This is a genomic window from Candidatus Accumulibacter similis, from assembly GCA_013347225.1.
GTDB classification, from domain to species: domain Bacteria; phylum Pseudomonadota; class Gammaproteobacteria; order Burkholderiales; family Rhodocyclaceae; genus Accumulibacter; species Accumulibacter similis.
The window spans coordinates 1,386,185-1,409,874 of sequence record CP054595.1 but is presented as its reverse complement, the minus strand read 5'-3'; the positions used below and the strand labels follow the sequence as shown (position 1 = coordinate 1,409,874).

Genomic DNA, 23,690 nt, shown 5'->3' with positions numbered 1-23,690 from the left:
CCCCGCCGCAGCCGAGGCCGCTCACAAATGCTCGTACTCGGCAATGTCGGCAGCGGCACTGCCTGCCGAGGCGGCAAACGAGATGACGCCGCTGCCCCGCAGGACGAACTGCTCGTGCCGGATGAACAACTCCTGCTCACCGTTGACGGTCACGAAGGTGCCATTGGTGCTCAGGTCGATGAGAACGAAACTGCCGCCGCGGCGCTCGATGCGGGCATGCTGGCGCGACGCGCGGCGGTTGTGCACAGTGATCTCGCAGGCGGCGTCGCGACCCATCGCCACGCTCGGCCGGTGCCGGTCGAGCAGTTTGACGTAGTGGCCGTAGCGTATGCACAACCGCAGTTCCCGTTCCCTTGCCGACGGCGGCTTGTCGACCGCTGGATGGCGCGGCGCGGCCTTGGGTTCGGCCCAGATCAGTTCGAAGACCGACCCGTCGCCCGGCAGTTCCGGGTCCGACCGACTGTCCAGCCGGCGCGTCAGCAATTGCAGCTGCGGTGTCAGCAAGGCTTGCGTTTCGTCGCTGACCACGAGTTGCCCGGCGTCCGCCAGACCGGCCAGCGACTCGGCGACACGCACCGCTTCACCGAAGACCTCGCCCTCGTGCTCGACCACGGCGCCGTGGTGGACGCCGACGCGAATCGCCAACTGGATTCCCGAAACGGGCGGCAGATCGGCGACCCGACGCTGCATGGCGATCGCGGCCTGACAGGCATCGTTGGCGTTGTCGAAAAGCGCGCTCAGCTCATCGCGCGCCGTCGACACAAGTCGCCCATGAAAGCCGTCGATACCGCGAACCATCCGCTTCATGCAGCGTTCGACCGCGTGCGTGGCCTCGGTGGTGCCCAGTCGTTCGAACAGGCGCGAACTGCCGGCAACCGCAGCGTGAATCAGCGAAGCACTCTTTTCACTGTTGCTCATCGATCGAATTCCGCTCCCGCCGCAGCGGATCCGCCGCCGTTCCGGAGCACCGGCGCAAGCCCGTGCACAGCCGATCCACCGCAGCGCCTCACGACCGCAACACCCGAAGCGGCAGGACATCGGGCACCGACCACCAGTCCACCTGCCCTTGTGGATCAGGAGCGGAGTCGCTGCCAGCCACTGTCGCCGGTCCGACACCGGGACGCAAGCCCCTGAAATCGAAAAGAGAATTGTCGGCCAGATGTGAGGGAACCACCTTCTGCAGCGCCGAAAATACCGCCTCGGTGCGTCCCGGAAAGCGCCGATCCCAGTCAGCCATCATCGCGCGGATTTTCTCCCGCTGCAGGTTGTCCTGCGCGCCGCACAGGTTGCAGGGGATGATCGGGTACGCCATGCCGCGGGCAAGACGGGCGATGTCCGCTTCCGCACAATAGGCGAGTGGCCGAATGACGACATGCGCACCGTCGTCGGTGAGCAGCTTTGGGGGCATCGCCTTGAGCTGACCGCCGAACAGCAGGTTGAGAAAGAGGGTATGCACGATGTCGTCGCGATGATGACCGAGCGCGATCTTGTTCGCCCCCAGTTCCTTGGCGGTCCGGTAGATGACGCCACGGCGCAGGCGCGAACACAGCGAACAGGTCGTCTTGCCCGCCGGCAGCTTGGTTTTCACCACCGAGTAGGTGTCCTGCTCGACAATGCGGTACTCGATACCGAGCTGCTCCAGATACGCCGGCAGTACCTCGGCCGGAAACCCGGGCTGTTTCTGGTCGAGGTTCATGGCGATCAGACGGAAGGCAATCGGCGCCCGCTCGCGCAGGGCCATCAGGAGCGACAGCAGCGTGTACGAATCCTTGCCGCCCGAAACGCAGACCAGGACCGTGTCACCGTCTTCGATCATGTTGTAATCGGCTATCGCCTTGCCAGCCTTGCTCTCGAGGCGCTTTCTCAAGCGCAGCAGGGTGTTCGACAGGTTCACGAGCGGCTTTCTCCGGCAGGTCAACGATTCAAAGATGCGCGGTGCGACCGCCATCGACGTTGATCACCTGGCCGGTGACATAGTCCGCTGCAGCCAGCAGGTAGTGTACCGCCCGCGCAACGTCCTGCGGACACCCGACGCGGTTGAGCAACGTACTGGCGACGATTTCCGCCCGCGCTGCGCTGCCGAAGACCTCGCTCTCGGGCCAGAGGATCGGACCCGGCGCCACCGCGTTCACCCGCACCCGCGGTGCCAGTTCGATCGCCAGCGCCCGCGTCAGCCCGAGGAGGCCTGCCTTGGCGGCACAATACAGCGGATAGCCGGCAAGCGGGCGTTCCGCGTGGATATCGGTGATATTGACGACGCTGCCGGACACATCGATCAGATGCGTTGCCGCCGCCTGGGTCAGGAACAGGGGCGCCTGCAGGTTGCTGCCGACGAGTTCATTCCAGGCCCTCAGGTCGATCTCGGCCAGGGGGGTCGGGAAAAAGCTCGAGGCATTGTTGACCAGCGCATCGAGGCGACCAAAACGATCGACGGTCGCGGCAACCAGTTCCGGCAGGCGGTCGATCTGCCGCAGGTCGGCCTGCAGACAGGCCGCCGAAGACGACCGCCGCGCGTTCAGCTCGGCGACGAGCGTCGCTGCATCCTCCCCGGCCCGATGGTAGTGCACCATGATGTTGGCTCCGGTCCCGTGCATCTCGACCGCGATCGCTCTGCCCAGACGCCGCGCAGCACCGGTGATCAGTATCGTTCTTCCTTCCATGTCCCGTTTCCGGCAGGCGACAACAAGGAGCTGATTTTAGCGGATTCCTGGGCTCGGGACGGGAAAGACCGAGCTTTCGGGCCGCCACCGCGGTACACTCACGACATCATCAATTGGAAACCGAGTCATGAGCAAACCGGATACCCCTCTCGCCATCGATGACCTGACACTCTTTGCCGAACGCGTCGCGCGGCTGCCGCCAGCCGATGCGGAGTGGGTTGGCGCCCTGCTGGCGGAAGTGCTGCGCGCACGCCGCCACGAGACCGACCTGCTGGCAATGCAGGCAGCGAGCGAACACGCAGCGAGCGAACACGCAGCAAGCGAGCATGGCGAGCACCTCGACGACCAGCTTGCCCAGGTCGCCCTGGACACCGCCGAGTGGTTGCGTACGCTGTGGGACGTCGGCTACATGGGTGCCGGCAGTTTCCGCTCGGCGCCACGTTCGGCGTTTCCGTCGATCGACCTCGACGATGTCACGAAATCGTCGCTCTTTGCCCGCATCCGGCAGGGCAAGCACGCGCTGCCCTTCCCGCCGCCGACGCGCAACGGCCGACCATGGCACGACGTGCTCGACGATGCCGGGACGACGCACGAGGTTGTGGCCGAGGTCATCCGTGACGAAGACGGACGGTCCTTTGCCGCGATCATTGAAGGCTGTGCCGAGTGGCAGGTCGTCGAGGAGACCCGCGAGAACCGGCAATTCGTCGTCCAGCACGACGGCAAGGGGCCCCGCTACCGTCTGCATCTGCCCAGCGCCGGCAGCGCCGAGCTGCGCCGCGAACCGCCCGCCCTCAGTTGCCCGCTACGGCAGCAGGAACGCGGCGGTTTTCACAGCCACTCGCTGCTCTGGCAGCGGGACGACGGCAGCACGCAGGTGGTCGCCCTGCGCGCTGCGACCTGGGAACGCGCCGTGGCCGAGGCGGAGCACTGGCTGGCCAGCCATCATCCCGAGGTCTACGGCCAGGTTCGTTTCGTTCGGGAGTGAGCGTGCCGGCGCATCGGCCAGTCGCGGCAGCGACGCTGCCAGAACCGTCCGCCGACGCTCGGGCAGCCAGCGAAGCGCTCGCCAGCGACATTGCCGGCAGCATCGCTGCCGCCGGCGGCTGGATCGGCCTTGACCGCTTCATGGAGTTCGCGCTGTACACGCCAGGCCTGGGCTACTACGGCGGTGGGGCGAGCAAGTTTGGCGCAGCGGGCGATTACGTCACCGCCCCCGAGCTCTCGCCGACGTTCGCCCAGACGCTGGCCGCCCAGTTGCAGCAGTTGCAGGCATGTTGCCCGGCGCAGATCATAGAGGTGGGCGGCGGCAGCGGCAAGCTGGCCTGCGACCTCCTGCTCGAACTGGAACGACAGCGCGGGCTGCCCGAGACTTACGCGATTCTCGAGTTGTCGGGCGAGTTGCGTCGCCGGCAGCGTGACACCATTGGCCACCGGGTACCACACCTGCTGTCCCGCGTGCGCTGGCTCGAAGAGCTGCCGGAGCGCTTCAGCGGTGTCGTCCTGGCGAACGAGGTCCTCGACGCGATGCCGGCCCGGCTCGTCCGCTGGCACGCCGATGGCATCAGCGAACGCGGGGTCACCGTCGCCGGCGGCCGATTCGCCTGGGCCGACCGACCAGCCGGCGGCCCCCTGCTCGACCGCGCCCGGGCACTGGCCGCCGAATGCGGCATCGGCCGGCCCTACCTGAGCGAGATCTCGCTCGCTGCGCAGGCCTGGGTGACGCAGTGGGCCAGGATCCTCGATCAGGGCGTACTGCTGCTGATCGACTACGGCTTTCCGCGACGCGAGTACTACCATCCGCAGCGCGATGCCGGCACGCTGATGTGCCACTATCGCCACCACGCCCACGATGATCCGTTCTACCTGCCCGGGTTGCAGGACATCACCGTCCATGTCGACTTCACGGCGATCGTCGAGAGCGGCTGCAGCGAGGGCCTCGATCTGCTTGGCTACACCACCCAGTCCGCCTTCCTCTTCAACTGCGGCCTGACCGACATCCTCGCCCGGACACCCGTCGACGACACGCTGCGCTACCTGCCGCTGGCCAACGCGGTGCAGAAACTGGTTTCACCGGCCGAGATGGGCGAGCTGTTCAAGGTGATGGCGCTCGGCAAGCGAATCTCCGCGCCGCTGCGCGGCTTTTCCACCGGCGACCGCAGCGCAAGCCTGTGATCCGTGCGCCCGGCAGGCCGCCGCGCATCGCGCGGCATGGCCGCCGACAGGCAGACTGCGACGGCTCGCTACACCGCTCCCGGGTGCCCGGACAGCAGCTCTTCGACAGCCGCCACGCGCGCCGCGGCGACGCGCGCCGCGATCAGCGCCGGCTGGCTGCAGCCTTCCGCCATCGCTGCCGCATCGACGCTGCGCACGGCGGCCAGCGCACGCCGCAGCAGTGCCGGCGCCGGATAGGGCACGTCGAGCCATCCCAGACGACCATGGAAATCACAGATGCACGCCTCGAGCAACCGTTCGAAGCGTTCCGGGCGCCGCAATGCGTCGCTGCCTTCAAGCAGCCGGACGATTTCCCCCGGCGTCAGTTCGCGAGCCCGGTGAACGTCGCCATGATGCCGGGCAACGAGCAGGGCCAGTTCCCGGCAGGCGGCCGGCACGCGCAGACGGGCACACACCTCGCCAGCCAGCTTGACGCTGCGCGCCTCGTGGCCCGGATGGCGCGGCAGATCGGCAGCTGGCGTCACGCCCTTGCCGAGGTCGTGCAGCAACACCGCCCAGCGAACGGGCAGCGAGCAGAGACGCTGCGCCGACTGATCGACGACGAGCAGCACATGCGCGCCGGTATCCACCTCCGGATGGCACTCAGCACGCTGCGGTACGCCGAAAAGTGCGTCGAGTTCAGGCAGCAGCCGCGCCAGAGCACCGCATTGGCGCAGGACCTCGAACATCCGTGACGGCCGCGCTTCCATCAATCCCCGCGCCAGTTCCTGCCAGACGCGCTCGCTGACCAGGTGATCGATCTCCCCGGCAGCGACCATCTCCTGCATGAGAAGGAGTGTCTCGGGAGCAACGCGGAAGTCGGCGAAGCGTGCGGCAAAACGGGCAAGACGCAGAATGCGCACCGGATCCTCGCTGAAGGCCGGGCCGACATGGCGCAGCACGCGCGCCTGCAGATCGTCGATGCCATGGTATGGGTCGATCAGTTCGCCGTCCGCGGCACGGGCCATGGCATTGATCGTCAGGTCGCGACGCGCCAGATCCTCGGCCAGCGTCACCGTCGGCGCGGCATCGACGGCAAATCCATGGTAGCCATGACCGGCCTTGCGCTCGGTTCGCGCCAGCGCGTACTCCTCGTGCGACTGTGGATGCAGGAAGACGGGAAAGTCCTTGCCGACCTGGCGGAAACCGCGCGCCAGCATCTCGTGCGGCGACGCACCGACGACGACGTAATCGCGGTCCTGCACCGGCAAACCGAGGAGTGCGTCGCGAACCGCACCGCCAACGGTGAAGATCTTCACGCGACGAGAACGCAGGGCAACGCCGGCAGAGCGGCTTGCCCCCTGCGGGCTGGGCAAGGACAGTCACCGGGCCGGTACAGCATGCGGGGATGCCAGCCGCCGGCAGTCTCAGCGGCCGGCGCGGAAACGGTAGCGGTCGAAACGAAGCTGCGGAATCTCTGCCGACGAGAGATAACCCGGGGCAACCGCTTCGAGCGCTTTCGGCTGCCAGCCGGGATAGTCATGCGTGCCATCGGTGACGCTGTCGACTTCCATCGAACGAAGGTTGTCCGGCGACAGCGGCGGCTTCGGCAGCAGCCACATCACGCCTGCTTGCAGATAGGCCCAGCCACCCGTCCCGAGGTCGATGATCCAGGGCGACTTGCCGACGAGACGTGCCGTGTATTCAACCAGTTCGCGCAGGGCGTACACCTTCGGCCCGCAGAGGTCGTAAGTCCGCCCGACCGTCGCCCCGTCGCTCAGGCTGGCGACGAAGGCCGCCGCCACGTCACCGACGTGGACCGGCTGGAAGCGGGCGCTGCCGCCAGCCAGGGGCAGAACCGGCAGCAGTCTGACGAGACTGGCAAACATGTTGAGGAATGCGTCACCGGGGCCGAAGATCACTGACGGACGAAAGATCGTCACCTCGAGCTGAGCCATCGCCGCACGCACAACCATCTCACCATCGCCCTTCGACCGCAGGTATTCGGATGGCGCGCCGACGGCCGCCTGCAAGGCGCTCATGTGCAGCAGCCGCCGCACGCCCGCCTGCGGCATGGCGGCGACGATCTTGCGTGGCAGTTCGACGTGCGCCGCCGCAAAGCCCTTGCCATAGGGCAGGCGGGAATCGCTGTCGTGCAGGACGCCGACCAGGTTGATGACTGCGTCCTGGCCGCGCATCAGCTGCACGAGGGTCGCCGGATCATGCACATCGGCCTCGACCATCGCCACCGTCGGCAGGGTGATCAGCTTCTTGGTGTTCTCGCGATGGCGGGTCGGGATCGTCACCCGCACACCGCTTTCCGAAAGGCGACTGGCGATCCAGACGCCAACGAAACCACTGCCACCGATCAACAACACATTCGCGAGGTTCATAGCATCCTGCCGGGAAAGAAGAAGTCGGGAAGACGTCATTCTAAGGCAAATCTTCGCCCCTGGCCTCGCCACCGGTGCGCGGAGCGATGACGCCGAGCCGGTTCTTCAGCGTCTGTGGCTTGCCGTCGAACAGCGCCGCATAGTAGATCGAGTTGTTCATCACCTTTTTCACGTAATCCCTGGTTTCGCTGAAGGGGATGGTCTCGGCATAGATTGCTCCCTCGAGCGGGCGCTCGGCGCGCCATCGTCGGGCGCGGCCCGGCCCGGCGTTGTACGCAGCCGAGGCGAGCACCGGGTGATTGTCGAGACTCTCGAGCACCAGCCGCATGTAGGTGGTGCCGAGCAGCAGGTTGGTTTCCGGATCGTTGACGCGACCCTGATGGAAATCCTTCAGACCGATCTTGTTCGCCACCCACTTGGCGGTCGCCGGCATCAGCTGCATCAACCCGGAAGCACCAACGTGCGAGCGCGCGCTGCTGATGAAGCGGCTCTCCTGGCGCATCAGGCCGTAAACCCAGGCGTCGTCGAGCGCCTGATTGCGTGCTGCCGGCCGCACCTGATCACCGTAGGGTGCGAGGTAGCGCAGCGAATAGTCGTGCTCGTTGCGCGTCCGATCGGCTGCCGCGATCGCCCGGTCGTAGTTGCCCGAGCGCACGGCGATCTCGGACGCCGCCAGGAGCTCGCGGTCGCTCATGCCGCGCAACGCCCAGCTCCACTCGCGCACCCCTTCGGTGCGCAGATTCAGCCGAAAGAAGGCCTGTGCCCTCTGGACGGCAGGGATCGCGGCCACCTGCGCCAGTTCCTCGCGGCTTGCCGGCGGCGCCTTTGGCGGCGGCGTCGTCGGCCGACCGAGTTCATCGCTGGCCAGGCTGCCGTAGAAGTCCGGCTGGCCGGCGATGCGACCGAACAACGCGTTCGCCTCCTCGAGCCGACCGCCAGCACGGTACGCGCGACCCAGCCAGTAGACCCACGCCGGCTGGGCAGCCAGCGCCGGCGGCATGCTCTCGATCGTCGCGCGCACGCTCCCCCAGTCCTGCACCCGCAGCGCGGCACGCACCTTCCATTCCGCCGCCTCATCGGACAGCGGCGCATCGCCGACCTGCCGATACCAGTTCATCGCTTCCGGCAAGTGCCGCTGCGCCGCCTGCCGGGCAACCTGACTCCAGGCCCAGGATTTCTCGCCGCTGCGCAGCGACGCACCGATCCGCTCGAGCTGATCGGCAGCCACCTGTGGCTCGTTGCGGGCGATGCGCTGGATGGCCAGGGCTGCCAGCTCGCGCTGCATGCGATTGCCGGAGAAATCACCCGGCAGTTTGATCAGCCAGGGCAGCGGTGAATCGGCGACCGTCTGCGCCAGCTTCCTCTCCGGCGTCTGGCTGGGTGGCAGATAGTTCATGGTGTAGAGCGCGGCAGGGATCTTGTTCGCCTCGAACTGACGGCGAATGCGTGCCCAGACCGCATCGGCGAGAACGCGCTTGCTGACGATCAATGCCTCGAACACGGCGTAACAGGACTCCGGCGGCTCGAGCGCGCTCAGCCAGAGCGGCAGGGCATCATCCAGCGCTTTCGCGTCGCCGCGTGCCAGGCGTCCCTGCAGCGCGTGGCACGCCAACTCCTGATCGGGCTGCAGCAGGCGCGCGTACTCGGCAGCGAAAAGATCCCACTGCTGCTTGCGGGCGAGTTGCCGCAACCAGTCGCCGCGCAGCTTCTCCGCGATGTAAGAGTTCTCGTGCCGGCCGAGGAAAGCCCTCGCCACCTCAGGGTCGGCGTCCTTCAGGTCGGGGACGAGCAGCCAGTAATCGACGTAGGGTTCGAGTTCGTGCCCGTGCAGCGCCGGCGCCAGCCTCTCTAGCCGCGAGCGGTCGCCGGTCCGCGCCGCCTCGCGGGCAGCCAGGAACTGGTCATCGGCGGACTGCGCCGCGGCGTGCCGCAGCACGACGCCGGTCGGCGCGAAAGACAGGAGCAGCAGCAGGATCGTAAACAGGAGGTTCATGCTAAGCTGTGGTTTTGGAATGATGGCGTCGTCGAGGATAACACATGCCCAGCGGCTTCATGCCCGGCAGCGCTGCCGACGAAACGGCTGCCAGTCCTGACGACCGGCGGGCCTTGCGCCGATCGCTACTGGCGCGTCGCCGCGCGCTGCCGGCGGACGAGTGGGCACGGCTCTCGATGGTGGTCCGTGGCCTGCTGCAGGACTCCATCCCCCGACTCGCAGCTCTGCGGGTCGCCTTCTGCTGGCCACGCGACAACGAACCGGATCTCCGGCCGCTGATCGCGCACTGGCATCGCCAGGGCGATCCCGGCTTCGTGGCGCTGCTGCCGGTCGTCGTCGCTGCCGACAGCGCCTTGGCCTTTCGCGCCTGGTCGCCAGCAGGCGCGATGACCACCGACCGCTTCGGCATCCCGGTGCCAGCCAGCGGCGAACCGGTGCTGCCGCAAGCGCTGCTGATCCCGGTCATCGGCTTCGACGCCGCCGGCTTCCGCCTCGGCTACGGCGGCGGCTACTTCGATCGCACGCTTGTCAGCCTGCGCCCGCGGCCACTGGCAATCGGTGTCGGCTTCGAGCTGTCGCGACTTGCCTCGGTGCATCCCGAGCCGCACGACGAGCCGCTCGACCTGATCGTCACCGAAGGCGGCGTCTGGCGTTGCGCGGGCTGGACCGGAGACGGCAGCCCGGATTGAGGCTTAGCGCCGACCGGGGGCATCGGGCAGCGACGCACGCGGTCGCCACGCGTGTCCGCAGCCCGACCGCCAGGAACTCTTCGGCGCCTCGCGGGAGAGCGTCACAGCGCCAACGCCGTTACTTCTTCCCGCAAGTCGCAGTATTCGTCTTCGGAGAGCCCCAGCCAGGCGAGCGCGGGATCTGCCATCTGCTGCCAGGTCGCATTGGCGCGCATGCGGAAATACTCGTCGTGCAGGTGCTCGGCGAGCGCGTTGATCGCGATCAGCACGAGGGCCATGGGGTCGAGCAGACCCCGGCTGTCGAAGACCGACGGGTCATGGTGGTAACGGATTCCTTCGCAGATTGCCTCCGGCAGGAACCAGCTCCGCGCCACCAGATACCCGAGCGTTGCATGGTCGGTGGCATGCCGCTCCTCCTCGAGTACCGTCATCGGCCGATCGACACTGTTGTCGGCCAAGACCAGGGTCTGCCGATAGTCGGCAAACTTGTGCAGCAGCATCGGGATACCGATATCGCGGAAAAGGCCGAAGCAGTACGCTTCGTCGCGCGGTCCCCTGGGGAGGGTCGATGCGACGTAACTCGAGATGCAGGCCACTTTTTCGGCCGTGTCCCAGAAGCGCTCGAGCGACGCCTGCCTGCCTCCCATGGTCATGCGCAGTACCAACCCAGTGACGATGCGCGCGGTCATCTTCAGGCCGAGCATGTTCACCGCCTGCGCCACCGAGCTGATCCTGCGCGACAGACCGAAAAACGGCGAGTTCACCGTTTTCAGCATGGCCGCCGAAAGAACGACGTCGCTGCTGATCAGGCGGACGATGGCCACGGGTTCGGGATCATCCTTTGCCAGCTCGCTGTCGAGCCGCACGAGCACCTGCGGTCGCGCGGGAATGCTGATCCCCTTCAGCGTCCTTTCGATCAGCTCCGCTGCCATCTCCTGTGCCATCACTCCCTCCGAGCTCACGCGCGCACTGACCACATCGGCAACCCTGCCGCCAGACTGGCTCGATGACCGCCGCTTGCCGCCAGATCGCCATTCTAGTGGTCTTCGGCGGCTGGCGCGCACGAATGGCGACGAGAAGTCACCGACGAGCGCTCCCGCGGCACCGCCGTGCCCGGCAGCCGGCCCGCGAAAGGCGACTCCGGCCGCGGGCGCGACCGCTATAATCCGTCACACCCGACTCGCCTGAAGCGATAGATGTCCGACCTGCTTGCCCATCTCAACCCACCGCAGCTCGCCGCCGTGACCCTCCCGCCGCAGCATGCGCTGATCCTTGCCGGCGCCGGCAGCGGCAAGACGCGCGTGCTGACGACGCGCATCGCCTGGCTGATCTCGACCGGCCAGGTCGCTCCCTCAGGAATCCTCGCCGTCACCTTCACCAACAAGGCGGCCAAGGAAATGCTGACCCGCCTGGCGGCGATGCTGCCGATCAACACCCGCGGCATGTGGATCGGCACCTTCCACGGGCTGTGCAACCGCCTTCTGCGGGCGCACCATCGCGAAGCGGGACTGCCGGCGCAATTCCAGATTCTCGACGCCGCCGACCAGCTGGCAGCGATCAAGCGCCTGCTCAAGGCGCTCGCCGTCGATGACCAGAAGTACCCGCCCCGCGAGCTGATGCAGTTCATCAACGCCCACAAGGAACAGGGAATCCGCGCGGCGCAGGCGGAGGCCTACGACCGTTACACCAGTCGCCGCATCGAATGGTACGGCGAGTACGAGCGGCAGTGCCAGCGCGAAGGCGTCGTCGACTTCGCCGAACTCCTGCTGCGCTCGTACGAACTCCTGCAGCGCAACGAGCCACTGCGTCAGCACTACCAGGCGCGCTTCCGGCACATCCTGGTCGACGAATTCCAGGACACCAACCGCCTCCAGTACGCCTGGCTGAAACTGCTCGCCGGGCACGGCAGCGCCCATCCGGAAGTGCCCGCGGCATGCCTCTTCGCCGTCGGCGATGACGACCAGTCGATCTACGCCTTTCGCGGCGCCGAGATCGGCAACATGCGCGACCTGCAGCGCGAATTCGAGCTGGCGAGCGTCATTCGCCTGGAGCAGAACTACCGTTCGCAGGGCAACATTCTGGACGCCGCCAACGCGCTGATCAGGCAGAATCGTGGCCGCCTGGGCAAGAATCTGTGGACCGAAGCGGGCGCCGGCGAACCCATACGCGTCTATGAGGCTTTCTCCGACTCCGAAGAAGCGCGCCAGATCGTCGACGAGATCGCCGAACTGGTCCGGGAAGGCGTTTCCCGGCAGCAGATCGCCCTCCTCTACCGGTCGAACGCGCAGTCGCGGGTCCTCGAGCACCAGCTCTTCACGGCCGCCATTCCGTATCGGGTGCACGGCGGGCTGCGTTTCTTCGACCGCCAGGAGATCCGGCATGCGCTTGCCTACCTGCGCCTGATCGTCAACCCCGATGACGATACGGCCTTCTCCAGGGTCGTCAATTTTCCCACGCGGGGAATCGGCACGCGCAGCATCGAGTCGCTGCAGGAGGCGGCTCGCGCAACGCAGTCGAGTCTCTACAACGCCGCCGCGAGTCTTCCCGGCAAGAGCGGCAGCGCCATCGCCCGCTTCATTGCGCTGATCGAGGCCCTGCGCGGCGAAACGGCGGCGCTGCCCCTGCCGGAGGTGATCGAGCAGGTCATCGATCGCAGCGGTCTGCGGCAGCATTACCTGAGCGACAGGGATGGCCAGGACCGACTGGAGAACCTCGACGAACTGATCAACGCGGCCACCGTCTTCGTTGCCGACGACGCCACGACGGCGGCCGACGAGAGCGGTCGCAACGCTGGCGACCGCCTCGCCGCCTTTCTCGCGCACGCCTCGCTCGAAGCCGGCGAACATCAGGCCGGTGACGACCAGGAAGCCGTGCAACTGATGACCGTGCACTCGGCCAAGGGACTCGAGTTCGATGTCGTCTTCATCACCGGTCTCGAACAGGGCCTGTTTCCGCACGAGAACGCCGCGCAGGAGCGCGACGGCATCGAGGAGGAACGCCGACTGATGTACGTCGCCGTCACGCGCGCACGCCGCCGGCTCTACCTGACGCATGCGCAGACCCGCCTGCTGCATGGCCAGACGCGCTACTGTCTGCCATCGCTGTTCCTCGACGAGCTGCCGGCCGAGCTGTTGCGTCGCAGCAGTCGGGCGAGTGGCGCAACGCGCGCAGCGAGCCCTTCGACCAGCAACTACCGGGCGGCTGGCGACAGCGGCATGTGCATTGGCCAGAGCGTGCGCCACGCCCGTTTTGGTGTCGGCATCATCGTCGCCAGCGAGGGGTCCGGCGAGCAGGCACGCGTGCAGATCAATTTCGGCAGCGGCGGCACGAAGTGGCTCGTCCTGAGCATGGCCCGCCTGACGCCTGCCTGAGCGCCCGGCAGGCGATCGCCGCGGCCCAGCCACGAGGTGGCGCACGAGCAAGCGAACGGCGCGCCGTCTTCGCTGCCGCTTTTGCCCCCAATCTTGTGGACAAGCCTGTGCACGACCACCTCTGAAACGCGGCAAGTGGCAGCCGGCAAAGGGGTTTTGGTGCTTGCCTAAGAAGCGGGCGGCGCACTAGACTGTCGCGTTAGCCACGCCGAGGAGACTTTCATGCCATTCGCCATTCGTATCCGCCGCACCGGGGGCCCCGAAGTGATGTCCTGGGAGGAGGTCGCGGTCGGCGACCCACAGCCCGGTGAAGTGCGCGTCCGGCACCGGGCTGTCGGCCTCAACTACATCGACATCTACCACCGCAGCGGCCTTTACCCTCTGCAACTGCCGAACGGTCTCGGCCTCGAGGCGGCCGGCGTCGTCGAGGCGGTCGGCAGCGAGGTCAGCGACTTCTGCCCCGGCGATCGCGTCGCCTACGCCGGGGGCCCGGTCGGCGCCTACAGCCAGGTGCGCTGCCTGCCAGCCGACCGCCTGCTCAAGCTGCCGGAGACGATCGACTTCATGCCGGCAGCGGCGATGATGCTGCAGGGGCTGACCAGCGCCTACCTGTTGCGCCGCACCTACCGCGTGCAGGCCGGTGACACCGTGCTGATCCACGCCGCCGCCGGCGGCGTCGGCCTGCTCGCCTGCCAGTGGGCCAAGGCGCTCGGCGCCACCGTCATCGGCACCGTGTCGACTGCGGCCAAGGCCGCCCTTGCCGCGGCCCACGGCTGCGATCACGTCATCGACTACACACGCGAGGACTTCCCACGCCGGGTGCGCGAGATCACCAATGGCGAAGGAGTCTCCGTCGTGTACGACGGCGTCGGCAAGGACACCTTCGCCGGCTCGCTCGACTGCCTGCGAATCTGCGGCATGATGGTCAGCTTCGGCAATGCATCCGGCCCGGTGCCACCGTTCGACCCGCTGCTGCTGTCACAGAAGGGTTCGCTCTTCCTAACCCGACCGACCCTGATGCATTACACGGCGCGGCGTGATGACCTGCTGGCCCTTGGCGCCGACCTGTTCGCCGTCGTCGCCGCCGGCAAGCTCAGGGTGGAGATCAATCAGACCTACCCGCTGGCCGACGTCGTCAAGGCCCACCGCGATCTCGAGGCGCGCAAGCACACCGGCTCGACCGTCCTGCTGCCCTGATGGAGCGCCTGCGTGCCCGCCTGATCGCCCTGCGCTTCATGCTGGCGACGGCGTGGCCGATCATCCTGGTCACCGCCGTCGGCCTCGTCATTGCCTACCAGTTCGTTGCCCCCGAGCCGCCACGGCGGATAACGATCAGCACCGGCAGCGAGGCCGGCGCCTACCATGCCTATGCCCAGCGCTATGCTGCCGTGCTCGCCAGCAAGGGGATCACCCTCGAGGTGATGAGCTCGGCCGGTTCATACGAGAACGTCCGGCGTCTCGAGAACGGCGAAGCCGATGTCGCCTTCGTCCAGGGCGGGGTGTTTGCCAGGCCAGCGGGTGAAGATGACGACGACCCCGGTCCGCTGCGCTCGCTGGGCAGCGTCGCCTACGAACCGGTGTGGGTGTTCTACCGTGGCGAGCCACGCGTGGACAAGCTCCATCACCTCAACGGCCGGCGAATTGCCGTCGGCGAGGATGGCAGCGGCATCCGCGGCCTGGCGCTGCAACTCCTTGCCGCCAACGACATCAAGGCCGACAGCCCCAACCTGCTGCCGCTGGCCGGGTTGGGTGCAGCCGAGGCCCTGCAGCGCGAGGAGATCGATGCCGCGTTCATCGTCGCCGCACAGGAGGCCCCCGTCGTGCAGGTGATGCTGCGTTCACCGGGTTTGCGCGTGGTCAGCTTCAGCCAGGCCGATGCCTACCTGCGGCTGTTCCCGTTCCTGGCGAAGATCGTCCTGCCGCGCGGCGTCGTGAACCTCGTCCGCGACCTGCCACCGCGCGATACGGTGCTGCTGGCGACCACTGCCAACGTCATCGTCCGCGAGGATCTGCACCCGGCGCTGGTCAGCCTGCTGCTGCAGGCGATGACCGAGGTCAACGGCAAAGGCGGCTTCTTCCAGCGGGCCGGGGAGTTCCCGGCGTATCGCGATCGCAGCTTCGCGCTGTCACCCGAAGCCGAGCGCTACTACAAGTCGGGACCACCCTTCCTGCAGCGCTACCTGCCTTTCTGGGTGGCGGTACTCGTCGAGCGCCTGTTCGTCATGATCCTGCCGCTGGTCATGCTGTTGCTGCCTTTGCTCAAGTTCGCGCCGTCGATCTACAGCTGGCGCGTCCGGTCCAGGATCATCCGTTGCTACGGAGACCTCAAGGTGCTCGAAAGCGACCTGCGACGGCACGACGATCCGGCACGACACGACGAGTACGCGCGCAAGCTGCGGGCGATCGAGGATACGGCGAGCACGCTCAAGATTCCGCTGGCCTTCAGCGATCTGCTTTACACTTTGCGCGAGCACATCAACCTGGTTCGTGACGAGCTGCGCAACCTCGGCGCCAGGAACGACAAGAACGAGAACGGAGACGACAAGAAATGAAATCCTTTCTGATTGCCAATCCCAAGGGCGGTTCGGGAAAATCGACGCTGGCGGTCAACCTCGCCGGCCATCTGGCGCGTTGCGGTCATCGCGTGATGCTCGGCGACGTCGACCGCCAGCAATCTTCGCGCGAATGGCTGCACCTGCGGCCCTCGCTGTTGCCGACCATTCGCAGTTGGGAGATCGAACCCGGCAAGACGGCCAAGCCGCCGAAAGGGACCACGCACGTCATCCTCGACACGCCAGCGGGCCTCCACGGCAAGGCGCTCGACACGGTCGTCAAGCAGGTCAACCGGGTGCTGGTGCCGGTGCAACCTTCGCTGTTCGACATTCTTGCCACCCGCCACTTTCTCGACGTGCTCCTGGAAGAAAAGGCGGTGCGCAACGAACAGGCGTTCGTTGCCGTCGTCGGCATGCGCGTCGATCCGCGCACCCGCGCCGCTGCCGAACTCGAACGCTTTCTCGCCAAGTACGATCTGCCGGTGCTGACGCACCTGCGGACGACGCAGCTCTACGTGCAGACAACGATGCACGGCATGACCATGTTCGACCTCTCGGCATCACGCGCAGCGAAGGACCTCGAGCAGTGGCAACCGATCATCGACTGGGTGAATAGCTGAGCTGCCGCCCCGGATCGGTCCGGGGCACGCCGCCGCGGGCCGGCATCACCGTCGGCACCGGGATCCGCGCACCGCCCGCCTGGCGTCTGCTGATGCGCGCCGCGGAGTAGAATGCGCGCATGTCCGCGACACCGTACATCCACCTCCGCCTGCACAGCGAGTACTCGATCACGGACGGCATCGTCCGTCTCGATGCTGCCGTCGGCCGCGCGGTTGCCTGCGGCATGCCGGCGCTGGCGCTGACCGATCTGGCCAACGTATTTGGCCTCGTCAAGTTTCATTCGGCGGCACGCAGCAAGGGGATCAAGCCGCTGTTCGGCTGCGACGTCTTCATTGCCAACGAGGCCGATGCCGATCGTCCGCACCGGCTGCTCCTGCTCTGCCGCTCGCAGCGCGGCTACCTGAAGCTTTGCGAGCTGCTGTCGCGCGCCTATCTGGCGCCACGCGTCCGCGGCCGGGCGGAGATCAGCCGCCTGATGCTGCGCGAAGTCGGCGTCGACGGGCTCATCGCGCTCTCGGGTGCCGCTGGCGGCGACGTTGGAGAGGCCCTCCTGCAGGGCCACCGCGACCAGGCTGCCGAACGCGCGCGGCATTGGAGCGAGCTGTTCGCCGACGCCTTCTACCTCGAAGTCCAGCGCCCGGGGCTGGCGCAGCAGGAGTTTCTGGTTGCCGCCACCGCCGACCTGGCGGCAGAACTCGGGCTGCCGTTGGTCGCCACGCACCCGATCCAGTTCCTCGATCGCGAGGACTTCAACGCACACGAGGCGCGGGTGTGCATCGCCGAAGGCTACATGCTCGGCGATGCACGCCGCCCGCGCCTCTACAGCGAGGAACAGTACTTCAAGAGCGGCGAAGAGATGGTCGAGCTGTTCGCCGACCTGCCGGCGGCACTCGCCAACTCGGTCGAGATCGCCAGGCGCTGCAACCTGCAGCTCACCCTCGGCAAGAGCTACCTGCCGGATTTCCCGACGCCGCCAGGAGTGACGCTTGCCGACTACCTGCGCCAGCAGGCAGTGGCCGGCCTCGAGCAGCGCCTGCAACAGCTCTTCCCCGATGCCACCGTGCGGCAGGCGGAGCGTCCGCCGTACGACGCGCGCCTGCAACTCGAGACCGATACCATCGTCCAGATGGGCTTTCCGGGCTACTTCCTGATCGTCGCCGACTTCATCAACTGGGCGAAACGCAACGGCTGTCCGGTCGGCCCGGGGCGCGGCTCGGGCGCCGGCTCGGTGGTTGCCTACGCGCTCGGCATCACCGACCTCGATCCCCTGCGCTACGCGCTGCTCTTCGAGCGCTTCCTCAACCCCGAGCGGGTGTCGATGCCCGACTTCGACATCGATTTCTGCCAGGACAACCGCTGGCGCGTCATCGAATACGTGCGCCAGAGGTATGGCGCCGCGGCCGTGGCGCAGATCGTCACCTTCGGCACGATGTCGTCCAAGGCGGTGATTCGCGACGTCGGCCGGGTACTCGATCTGCCGTACAACTTCTGTGACCAGTTGTCGAAGCTGATCCCCGTCGAGACCAACAAGCCGCTGTCGCTGGCGAAGGCCCTCGCCGCCGAGCCGCAGCTGCAGGCGCGTCTGGACAACGAGGAGGAGGTGCGGCAGCTCTTCGATCTCGCCGGCCGCCTCGAGGACCTGACGCGCAACGTCGGCATGCACGCTGGCGGCGTCCTCATCGCCCCCGGCAAGCTGACCGACTTCTGTCCGGTGTACTCGGCCGACGGCGGTGGGTCAGTGGTGTCGCAGTTCGACAAGGACGACGTCGAGAAGATCGGGCTGGTCAAGTTCGACTTCCTCGGACTGCGCAACCTGACGATCATCGAGCTGGCGCTGCAGTACGTCGAACGTCTGAGCGGCGAGCGCCCGAACCTCGAAACGCTGGCCTTCGACGATCCGCAGGCCTACCAGATTCTCAAGGACGGAAATACGACGGCGATCTTCCAGGTCGAGTCCGAGGGCATGAAGAAGCTCGTGCGCAAGCTGGCGCCGGACCGCTTCGAGGACATCATTGCCGTCCTCGCACTCTATCGTCCCGGACCGCTCGGTTCGGGGATGGTGGACGACTTCATCCTGCGCAAGAAGGGGCAGCAGAAGATCGACTATTACATCGATGATCTCAAGTCCTGTCTCGAACCGACCTACGGCGTCATCGTCTATCAGGAACAGGTGATGCAGATCGCGCAGATCATCGGCGGCTACACGCTGGGCGCTGCCGACCTGCTGCGCCGGGCGATGGGCAAGAAGAAAGCGGAGGAAATGGCGCTGCACCGCGACCTGATGCGGGAAGGAGCGCGCAAGAAGGGACACGACGAGAAGCTGGCGATGCAGCTCTTCGACCTGATGGAGAAGTTCGCCGAGTACGGCTTCAACAAGTCGCACACCGCCGCCTACGCCGTCGTCACCTACCACACGGCATGGCTCAAGGCACACCACTGCGCAGCCTTCATGGCGGCGACGCTGTCGTCCGAAATGGACCTCACCGATACCGTCAAGATCTTCCACGATGACGCCGTCGCCAACGGGCTGACGATTCTCGGCCCCGACGTCAACGCCTCCGAATACCGCTTCACCCCGGTCGATCGCAGGACCGTCCGCTACGGCCTCGGCGCCGTCAAGGGCACCGGCGAGCAGGCGGTGACGGCAATCATCCGCGCCCGCACCGCCAACGGTCCCTTCCGGGACCTCTTCGACTTCTGCCGGCGCGTCGACAAGCGTCTGGTCAATCGCCGGACGATCGAAGCGCTGATCCGCGCCGGCGCTTTCGACACGCTCGACAGCCAGCGCGCCCGCCTGCTCGCCTCTGTCGGCATCGCCATGGAGGCGGCCGAGCAGGCGGAACGCAATGCCATGCAGGTCAGCCTCTTCGACCTGCTGGACGACACCGGCGACGATGCCCGCAGCCATGGTCCGCTGTATGTCGAGGCGCCACCATGGAGCGAGCGGCAGCAACTCAACGAGGAAAAGCTGGCCCTCGGCTTCTACTTTTCCGGCCACCCGTTCCGCGCCGTGCAGGCCGAGATCGCCCACTTCGTCCGCCGGCCGCTGGCGGCACTCGAAGCGCGCAAGGAAAGCCAGCTGCTGGCCGGGCTGGTCGTAGCGGTCCGCAGCAAGATCACGGCGCGCGGCAGGATGGCGTTCATCCAGCTCGACGACGGCAGCACTTCGCTCGAGGTCTCGGTGTTCAACGAGTCGCTCGAGAGCGAACGGGCGAAGATCCGGGAGGACGAGGTGCTCGTCGTCGAAGGACGCATCCAGCGTGACGACTTCGCCGGCGAAGGACGCGTCAAGGTCGTCGCCGAGCGGCTGCTGACGCTTGCCGAAGCACGGGGCCGTTTCGCCCGACAGTTGCGGCTGTCGCTCAACGGCCAGGCCGGTGGCAACAACGCGCGTCACGCCGTGCAGCGGCTGCGCAGCCTGCTGGCGCCCTATACCCCCGGCGAGTGCCCGATCCGCCTGAGCTACCACAATGCCGAAGCGAGCTGCGAACTGGTCTTTGGCGACGCCAGCCGGGTGCGGCTCGAGGATGGCCTGCTGCAGGCGCTGCGCGAGTGGCTGAGCAACGACAACGTGCGCGTCGACTATGCCTGAGGCGACCCGCCGCAGGCGACCGCGAGAACGCCGATGAGCGTCACCCGCGGGCAGACGTGCCGCAGAATGGCTGTCCCCGTGTTCGCCATGATTCTTCCGGCATCCGGCCAGAACGTCGCCCTCGATCGGCGAGGGTGCCAGCGTCAGGAAGCCGATTGCGGAAGGCTTCGCTCGCGGTCTGCTGCCGGGAATCCCGGATCCAGGCGAACGGTCAGCAGCAGCCAGCCTCGGGCGGCGAGGAAGACCGCCAGCGCCGTCATCGCCGCCCGCTGGCTGCCAGCCAGCGCAACCAGCCCGAAGAACAGCGGCCCGAGCGAGGACGACGCGCGTCCCGCCAGCGCGTGGAAGCCGTAGTACTCGCCGGGGCGGTCGCTGGGGAAGAGGCGGTCGACCACAGCAGTTTGGCCCGCGCCTCGCCGGCAGCGACGACGGAGGTGAAGTGGAGCGCGTGGCCGACCGCCGGAATCATCAGCGCATAGCCGTGCAGCGCCATGTCGCAGGCCACCGAGGCGGCGAGCGTACGTCGCCTGGCCGGCGTGGCCGGACCGATCACCGGCTGGCCGACACGAAACCGGGACCGAGGTGGTGGGCGAGAAGGCGGCGCTCCTCCGCCATCGCTTCCGCTTCGACGGCGCGCACACAGGCCATGTACGCGAGCGTCGCCGGCGACGGCGTGCGGTTGCGCCGGGTCAGGAAGCCGTAGGCAGTCTGCTGCCACGGCAGGTGCAGGCCGAGGATCGCCAGTTCGCCCCGTTCGAGCCCAACCGCGGCGATGCCGACGGTGGTCAGCATGATCGCGTCGGACGCAGCGGCGATCATCGGTCCGAAGCTCAGCGTGTCGAGCGTGACCGCCGGGTAGAAGACCCCTTCCTCCGGATCGGCCTGCCCCGCTGCCGGACAGTCGCCGAAATGCTCGGCGAATTGGCGCGGCAGCACGGCGCAGATCAGGCGGTAGGCGAGCACGTCGGCAAGGGTGAGATCGCGCCGCCCGGCCAGCGGGTGGTCGGCGCGTGCCACCCAGAGGCCGACGTGGGGCGGCAGCGGCTCGACCTGCAGGCGGGGATCGTCGCCCCATTCGCGAAGGTCGGCGATGCCGAGGTCGACCGAGCCGTCGAGTACCGGCGCGACCGCACCGCGCGGGCTCTGTTGCGCCAGATGGACTCGCAGCCCGCCATGCACGGCGAGGAAACGCGACACGGCAGTGCCGGCCGAGATGGCGTGCGGGAACGGGCCGGCGACGATCGACACCGCACCGGTCTCGAGACCCTGCATCAGATCCAGTTCGTGCTGCAGTTCCTGCCCGCGGCGCAGGATGTCCTGCCCGCGCTCGATGACGACGCGACCGTAAGCGGTCGGGATCGCCCCCTCGGGCGTACGGTCGAACAGCGCGACACCGAGCGCTTCTTCGAGCCGGGCAATGCTGCGCGACAGGGCCGGTTGTGACAGGTGCAATTGCTCGGCGGCGCGCGCGAAATTGCGCTGCCCGGCGAGCGCCAGCACGTGCCGGATCAGGCGGATCTCGATGTCCATGCGCCCATGTTATCGTCGTCATGACACATTGTCACTGGACGCATGACGAATCCCGTGTTTCACTCCGCCGACAGATCGCCCCGGTGTTTCGGCTGAGGCTCCGGACTACCGAATCTCATCAAGACGAACACGGATCAAGCGAGGACCAACGATGACCGGAATGCGCCTCATCGCCACCGCTGTCGCCACTCTCGGCGTCACCGCTACGACCTTCGCCGCGACGCCGTCCAAGCCGGCAACGCCGTTCACCAGGCAGGCCAACCAGCAGGTGTTGCAGGAACTGCCGTTCTCCGACAGGCAGGACTTCGAGGATGCCCAGCGCGGCCTGATCGCCAGGGAGGACGTGGTGGCGATCAAGGACGCCAAGGGCAACGTCGTGTGGGATCTCGAGCAGTACAAGAAATACATCGGTCTCGACAAGGCGTCGCCCGACACGGTCAACCCCAGTCTCTGGCGCAATGCGCAGCTGAGCCTGCTCAACGGCCTGTTCAAGGTCACAGACCGCATCTACCAAGTGCGCGGCTACGACCTCTCCAACATCACCTTCGTGCAGGGTGACACCGGCTGGATCGTGTTCGATCCGCTGATCTCCCCCGAGACAGCGCGCGCCGGCCTCGACCTCATCAACAGGCAGCTCGGGACGCGGCCGGTGGTCGCCGTCGTCTACAGTCACTCGCACGTCGACCATTACGGGGGCGTGCGTGGCATCGTCGATGCCGCAGAGGTGGCTGCCGGCAAGGTGCAGATCCTGGCGCCGGAACACTTCACCGAGCATGCGGTTTCCGAGAACGTGATCGCCGGCAACGCGATGGCGCGCCGGGCGGTGTACATGTACGGCGCGCTCCTGCCGCGCAACGCCCTGGGCGGCGTCAATGGCGGCCTCGGCATGACCACCTCGACCGGTCTCGCCGGTCTCATCCTGCCGACGCGCGAGATCAGGAAGACCGGCGAGGAAGTGACCATCGACGGCGTCAGGATGGTGTTCCAGATGACCCCGGGCACCGAGGCGCCGGCCGAGATGAATACCTGGTTCCCGCAGTTCAAGGCGCTGTGGATGGCCGAGAACGCCACCAACACGATGCACAACATCCTGACCCTGCGCGGCGCCCAGGTGCGCGACGCACTGAAGTGGGCAGGCTACCTGAACGAAACGATCGAAACCTGGGGCAGCGATGTCGAGGTGAAGTTCCAGTCGCACCACTGGCCGCGCTGGGGCAACGCCAACGTCGTCGACTACTTCAAGAAGCAGCGCGATCTCTACAAGTACACGCACGATCAGTCTGTGCGCCTGATGAACCACGGTTACACCGGCGAGGAAATCTCGGAAATGATCAAGCTGCCGGCCGAGCTCGACAATTTCTGGCCGAACCGCGGCTATTACGGCACGCTGCGCCACAACAGCCGCGCCGTCTATCAGCGCTACATGGGCTGGTACAACGGCAACCCGTCGAACCTGAACAACCTGCCGCCCGAATTGGTAGGCCCGAAATACGTCGAGTTCATGGGCGGTGAGGCCGCACTGCTCAGGAAAGCGCGCGCCTCGTTCGACAAGGGCGAATACCGCTGGGTCGCGGAGGTCCTTAAGCATGCCGTCTTCGCCAATCCGAAGAATGCCGAAGCCAGGGAACTGCTCGCCGACACCCTCGAGCAACTCGGCTACCAGGCCGAATCGGGCCCGTGGCGCTCGGTCTACCTGCAGGGCGCCTACGAGTTGCGCAACGGCGTGCCTACGGCCGGCGGCACGCAGACGGCGACACCCGACACCATCCGTGCGATGTCGCCGGCAATGCTCTTCGACTATCTGGCGGTGCGCCTGAACGCCGGCAAGGCGGCCGGCAAGAAGTACGCGATCAACATCGACTTCCCCGATCTCAAGCAGGCCTACACGCTGTCGGTCGAGAACGCCGTGCTCAATCACACGCGCAAGCAGTGGCCGCAGGCCGACGTCTCGCTGAGCATGGACAAAGCGACGCTGAACGCCATCCAGCTCAAGGAAACGTCGCTCGAGAAAGCGGTCGCCGACGGCAAGCTGAAGATCACCGGCAACGCCGCCGTCTTCGAGGACTTCATGGCCTCGCTCGACAGCTTCGACTTCTGGTTCAACGTCGTCACGCCTTGAACGGCGGGACGACGGGAGC

Annotated in this window: 18 protein-coding genes; 9 read left to right on the top strand and 9 right to left on the bottom strand. The window is 66.8% G+C overall.

Annotation, left to right across the window (positions count from 1 at the left end; genetic code table 11):
- Positions 1-21: 21 nt before the first annotated feature.
- The 3 genes from HT579_06520 to HT579_06510 all read right to left on the bottom strand — a co-directional run bounded on the left by HT579_06520 (position 22) and on the right by HT579_06510 (position 2,660).
- Positions 22-918 carry an adenylate/guanylate cyclase domain-containing protein gene (locus HT579_06520; GenBank protein ID QKS28605.1) on the bottom strand — a complete coding sequence of 299 codons (897 nt, stop codon included), beginning with the start codon at positions 916-918 and terminating at the stop codon, positions 22-24.
- Positions 919-1,006: 88 nt separating this feature from the next.
- Positions 1,007-1,948 (bottom strand): tRNA 2-thiocytidine(32) synthetase TtcA, encoded by a 942-nt coding sequence (gene ttcA / locus HT579_06515; GenBank protein ID QKS28604.1) that lies wholly within the window; start codon positions 1,946-1,948, stop codon positions 1,007-1,009.
- A complete protein-coding gene (locus HT579_06510) occupies positions 1,923-2,660 on the bottom strand; it encodes a pteridine reductase (protein QKS28603.1) in 738 nt (245 codons plus the stop codon). The genes ttcA and HT579_06510 overlap by 26 nt, the downstream gene beginning before the upstream one ends.
- Before the next feature lie 127 nt (positions 2,661-2,787).
- Here HT579_06510 and HT579_06505 point away from each other — a divergent pair, with 127 nt between their 5' ends.
- Complete coding sequence (locus HT579_06505) at positions 2,788-3,645, top strand: hypothetical protein (protein QKS28602.1); 858 nt, start codon at positions 2,788-2,790, stop codon at positions 3,643-3,645.
- Between the two features lie 35 nt (positions 3,646-3,680).
- The gene (locus HT579_06500) at positions 3,681-4,832 is read left to right on the top strand and encodes an SAM-dependent methyltransferase (protein QKS31537.1); all 1,152 of its coding nucleotides are present in this window, start codon (positions 3,681-3,683) and stop codon (positions 4,830-4,832) included.
- 68 nt (positions 4,833-4,900) lie between these two features.
- Here HT579_06500 and HT579_06495 read toward each other — a convergent pair whose 3' ends face one another.
- From HT579_06495 to HT579_06485, 3 genes are all read right to left on the bottom strand, one after another.
- Positions 4,901-6,130: a multifunctional CCA addition/repair protein gene (locus tag HT579_06495; GenBank protein QKS28601.1), complete on the bottom strand. Its 1,230-nt coding sequence runs from the start codon at positions 6,128-6,130 to the stop codon at positions 4,901-4,903.
- Between the two features lie 108 nt (positions 6,131-6,238).
- A complete protein-coding gene (locus HT579_06490; GenBank protein QKS28600.1) occupies positions 6,239-7,204 on the bottom strand; it encodes a complex I NDUFA9 subunit family protein in 966 nt (321 codons plus the stop codon).
- 40 nt (positions 7,205-7,244) lie between these two features.
- Complete coding sequence (locus HT579_06485; protein ID QKS28599.1) at positions 7,245-9,197, bottom strand: lytic transglycosylase domain-containing protein; 1,953 nt, start codon at positions 9,195-9,197, stop codon at positions 7,245-7,247.
- 59 nt (positions 9,198-9,256) lie between these two features.
- Here HT579_06485 and HT579_06480 point away from each other — a divergent pair, with 59 nt between their 5' ends.
- The gene (locus tag HT579_06480; GenBank protein QKS31536.1) at positions 9,257-9,886 is read left to right on the top strand and encodes a 5-formyltetrahydrofolate cyclo-ligase; all 630 of its coding nucleotides are present in this window, start codon (positions 9,257-9,259) and stop codon (positions 9,884-9,886) included.
- Positions 9,887-9,987: 101 nt separating this feature from the next.
- Here the strand turns inward: HT579_06480 and HT579_06475 are convergent, their stop codons facing one another.
- Positions 9,988-10,830 carry an HDOD domain-containing protein gene (locus HT579_06475; protein QKS28598.1) on the bottom strand — a complete coding sequence of 281 codons (843 nt, stop codon included), beginning with the start codon at positions 10,828-10,830 and terminating at the stop codon, positions 9,988-9,990.
- A 252-nt stretch (positions 10,831-11,082) separates the two neighbouring features.
- Between HT579_06475 and HT579_06470 the strand changes: the two genes are divergently transcribed.
- The 5 genes from HT579_06470 (at position 11,083) to dnaE (ending at position 20,022) form a co-directional block, all read left to right on the top strand.
- The gene (locus HT579_06470; protein ID QKS28597.1) at positions 11,083-13,257 is read left to right on the top strand and encodes a UvrD-helicase domain-containing protein; all 2,175 of its coding nucleotides are present in this window, start codon (positions 11,083-11,085) and stop codon (positions 13,255-13,257) included.
- 222 nt (positions 13,258-13,479) lie between these two features.
- Entirely contained in the window at positions 13,480-14,454 is a 975-nt protein-coding gene (locus tag HT579_06465) for a quinone oxidoreductase (GenBank protein QKS28596.1), read from the top strand.
- Positions 14,454-15,809 carry a TAXI family TRAP transporter solute-binding subunit gene (locus tag HT579_06460; protein ID QKS28595.1) on the top strand — a complete coding sequence of 452 codons (1,356 nt, stop codon included), beginning with the start codon at positions 14,454-14,456 and terminating at the stop codon, positions 15,807-15,809. Before HT579_06465 ends, HT579_06460 begins: the two co-directional genes overlap by 1 nt.
- Positions 15,806-16,429 carry a ParA family protein gene (locus HT579_06455; protein ID QKS28594.1) on the top strand — a complete coding sequence of 208 codons (624 nt, stop codon included), beginning with the start codon at positions 15,806-15,808 and terminating at the stop codon, positions 16,427-16,429. Before HT579_06460 ends, HT579_06455 begins: the two co-directional genes overlap by 4 nt.
- A gap of 119 nt (positions 16,430-16,548) precedes the next feature.
- Positions 16,549-20,022 carry a DNA polymerase III subunit alpha gene (dnaE, locus tag HT579_06450; protein QKS28593.1) on the top strand — a complete coding sequence of 1,158 codons (3,474 nt, stop codon included), beginning with the start codon at positions 16,549-16,551 and terminating at the stop codon, positions 20,020-20,022.
- 143 nt (positions 20,023-20,165) lie between these two features.
- Here the strand turns inward: dnaE and HT579_06445 are convergent, their stop codons facing one another.
- Positions 20,166-20,417, bottom strand: a complete 252-nt coding sequence (locus HT579_06445) for a hypothetical protein (protein QKS28592.1) — start codon at positions 20,415-20,417, stop codon at positions 20,166-20,168.
- 154 nt (positions 20,418-20,571) lie between these two features.
- Positions 20,572-21,552 carry a LysR family transcriptional regulator gene (locus tag HT579_06440; GenBank protein QKS28591.1) on the bottom strand — a complete coding sequence of 327 codons (981 nt, stop codon included), beginning with the start codon at positions 21,550-21,552 and terminating at the stop codon, positions 20,572-20,574.
- Between the two features lie 160 nt (positions 21,553-21,712).
- Between HT579_06440 and HT579_06435 the strand changes: the two genes are divergently transcribed.
- The gene (locus tag HT579_06435; GenBank protein ID QKS31535.1) at positions 21,713-23,671 is read left to right on the top strand and encodes an MBL fold metallo-hydrolase; all 1,959 of its coding nucleotides are present in this window, start codon (positions 21,713-21,715) and stop codon (positions 23,669-23,671) included.
- Positions 23,672-23,690: the final 19 nt, after the last annotated feature.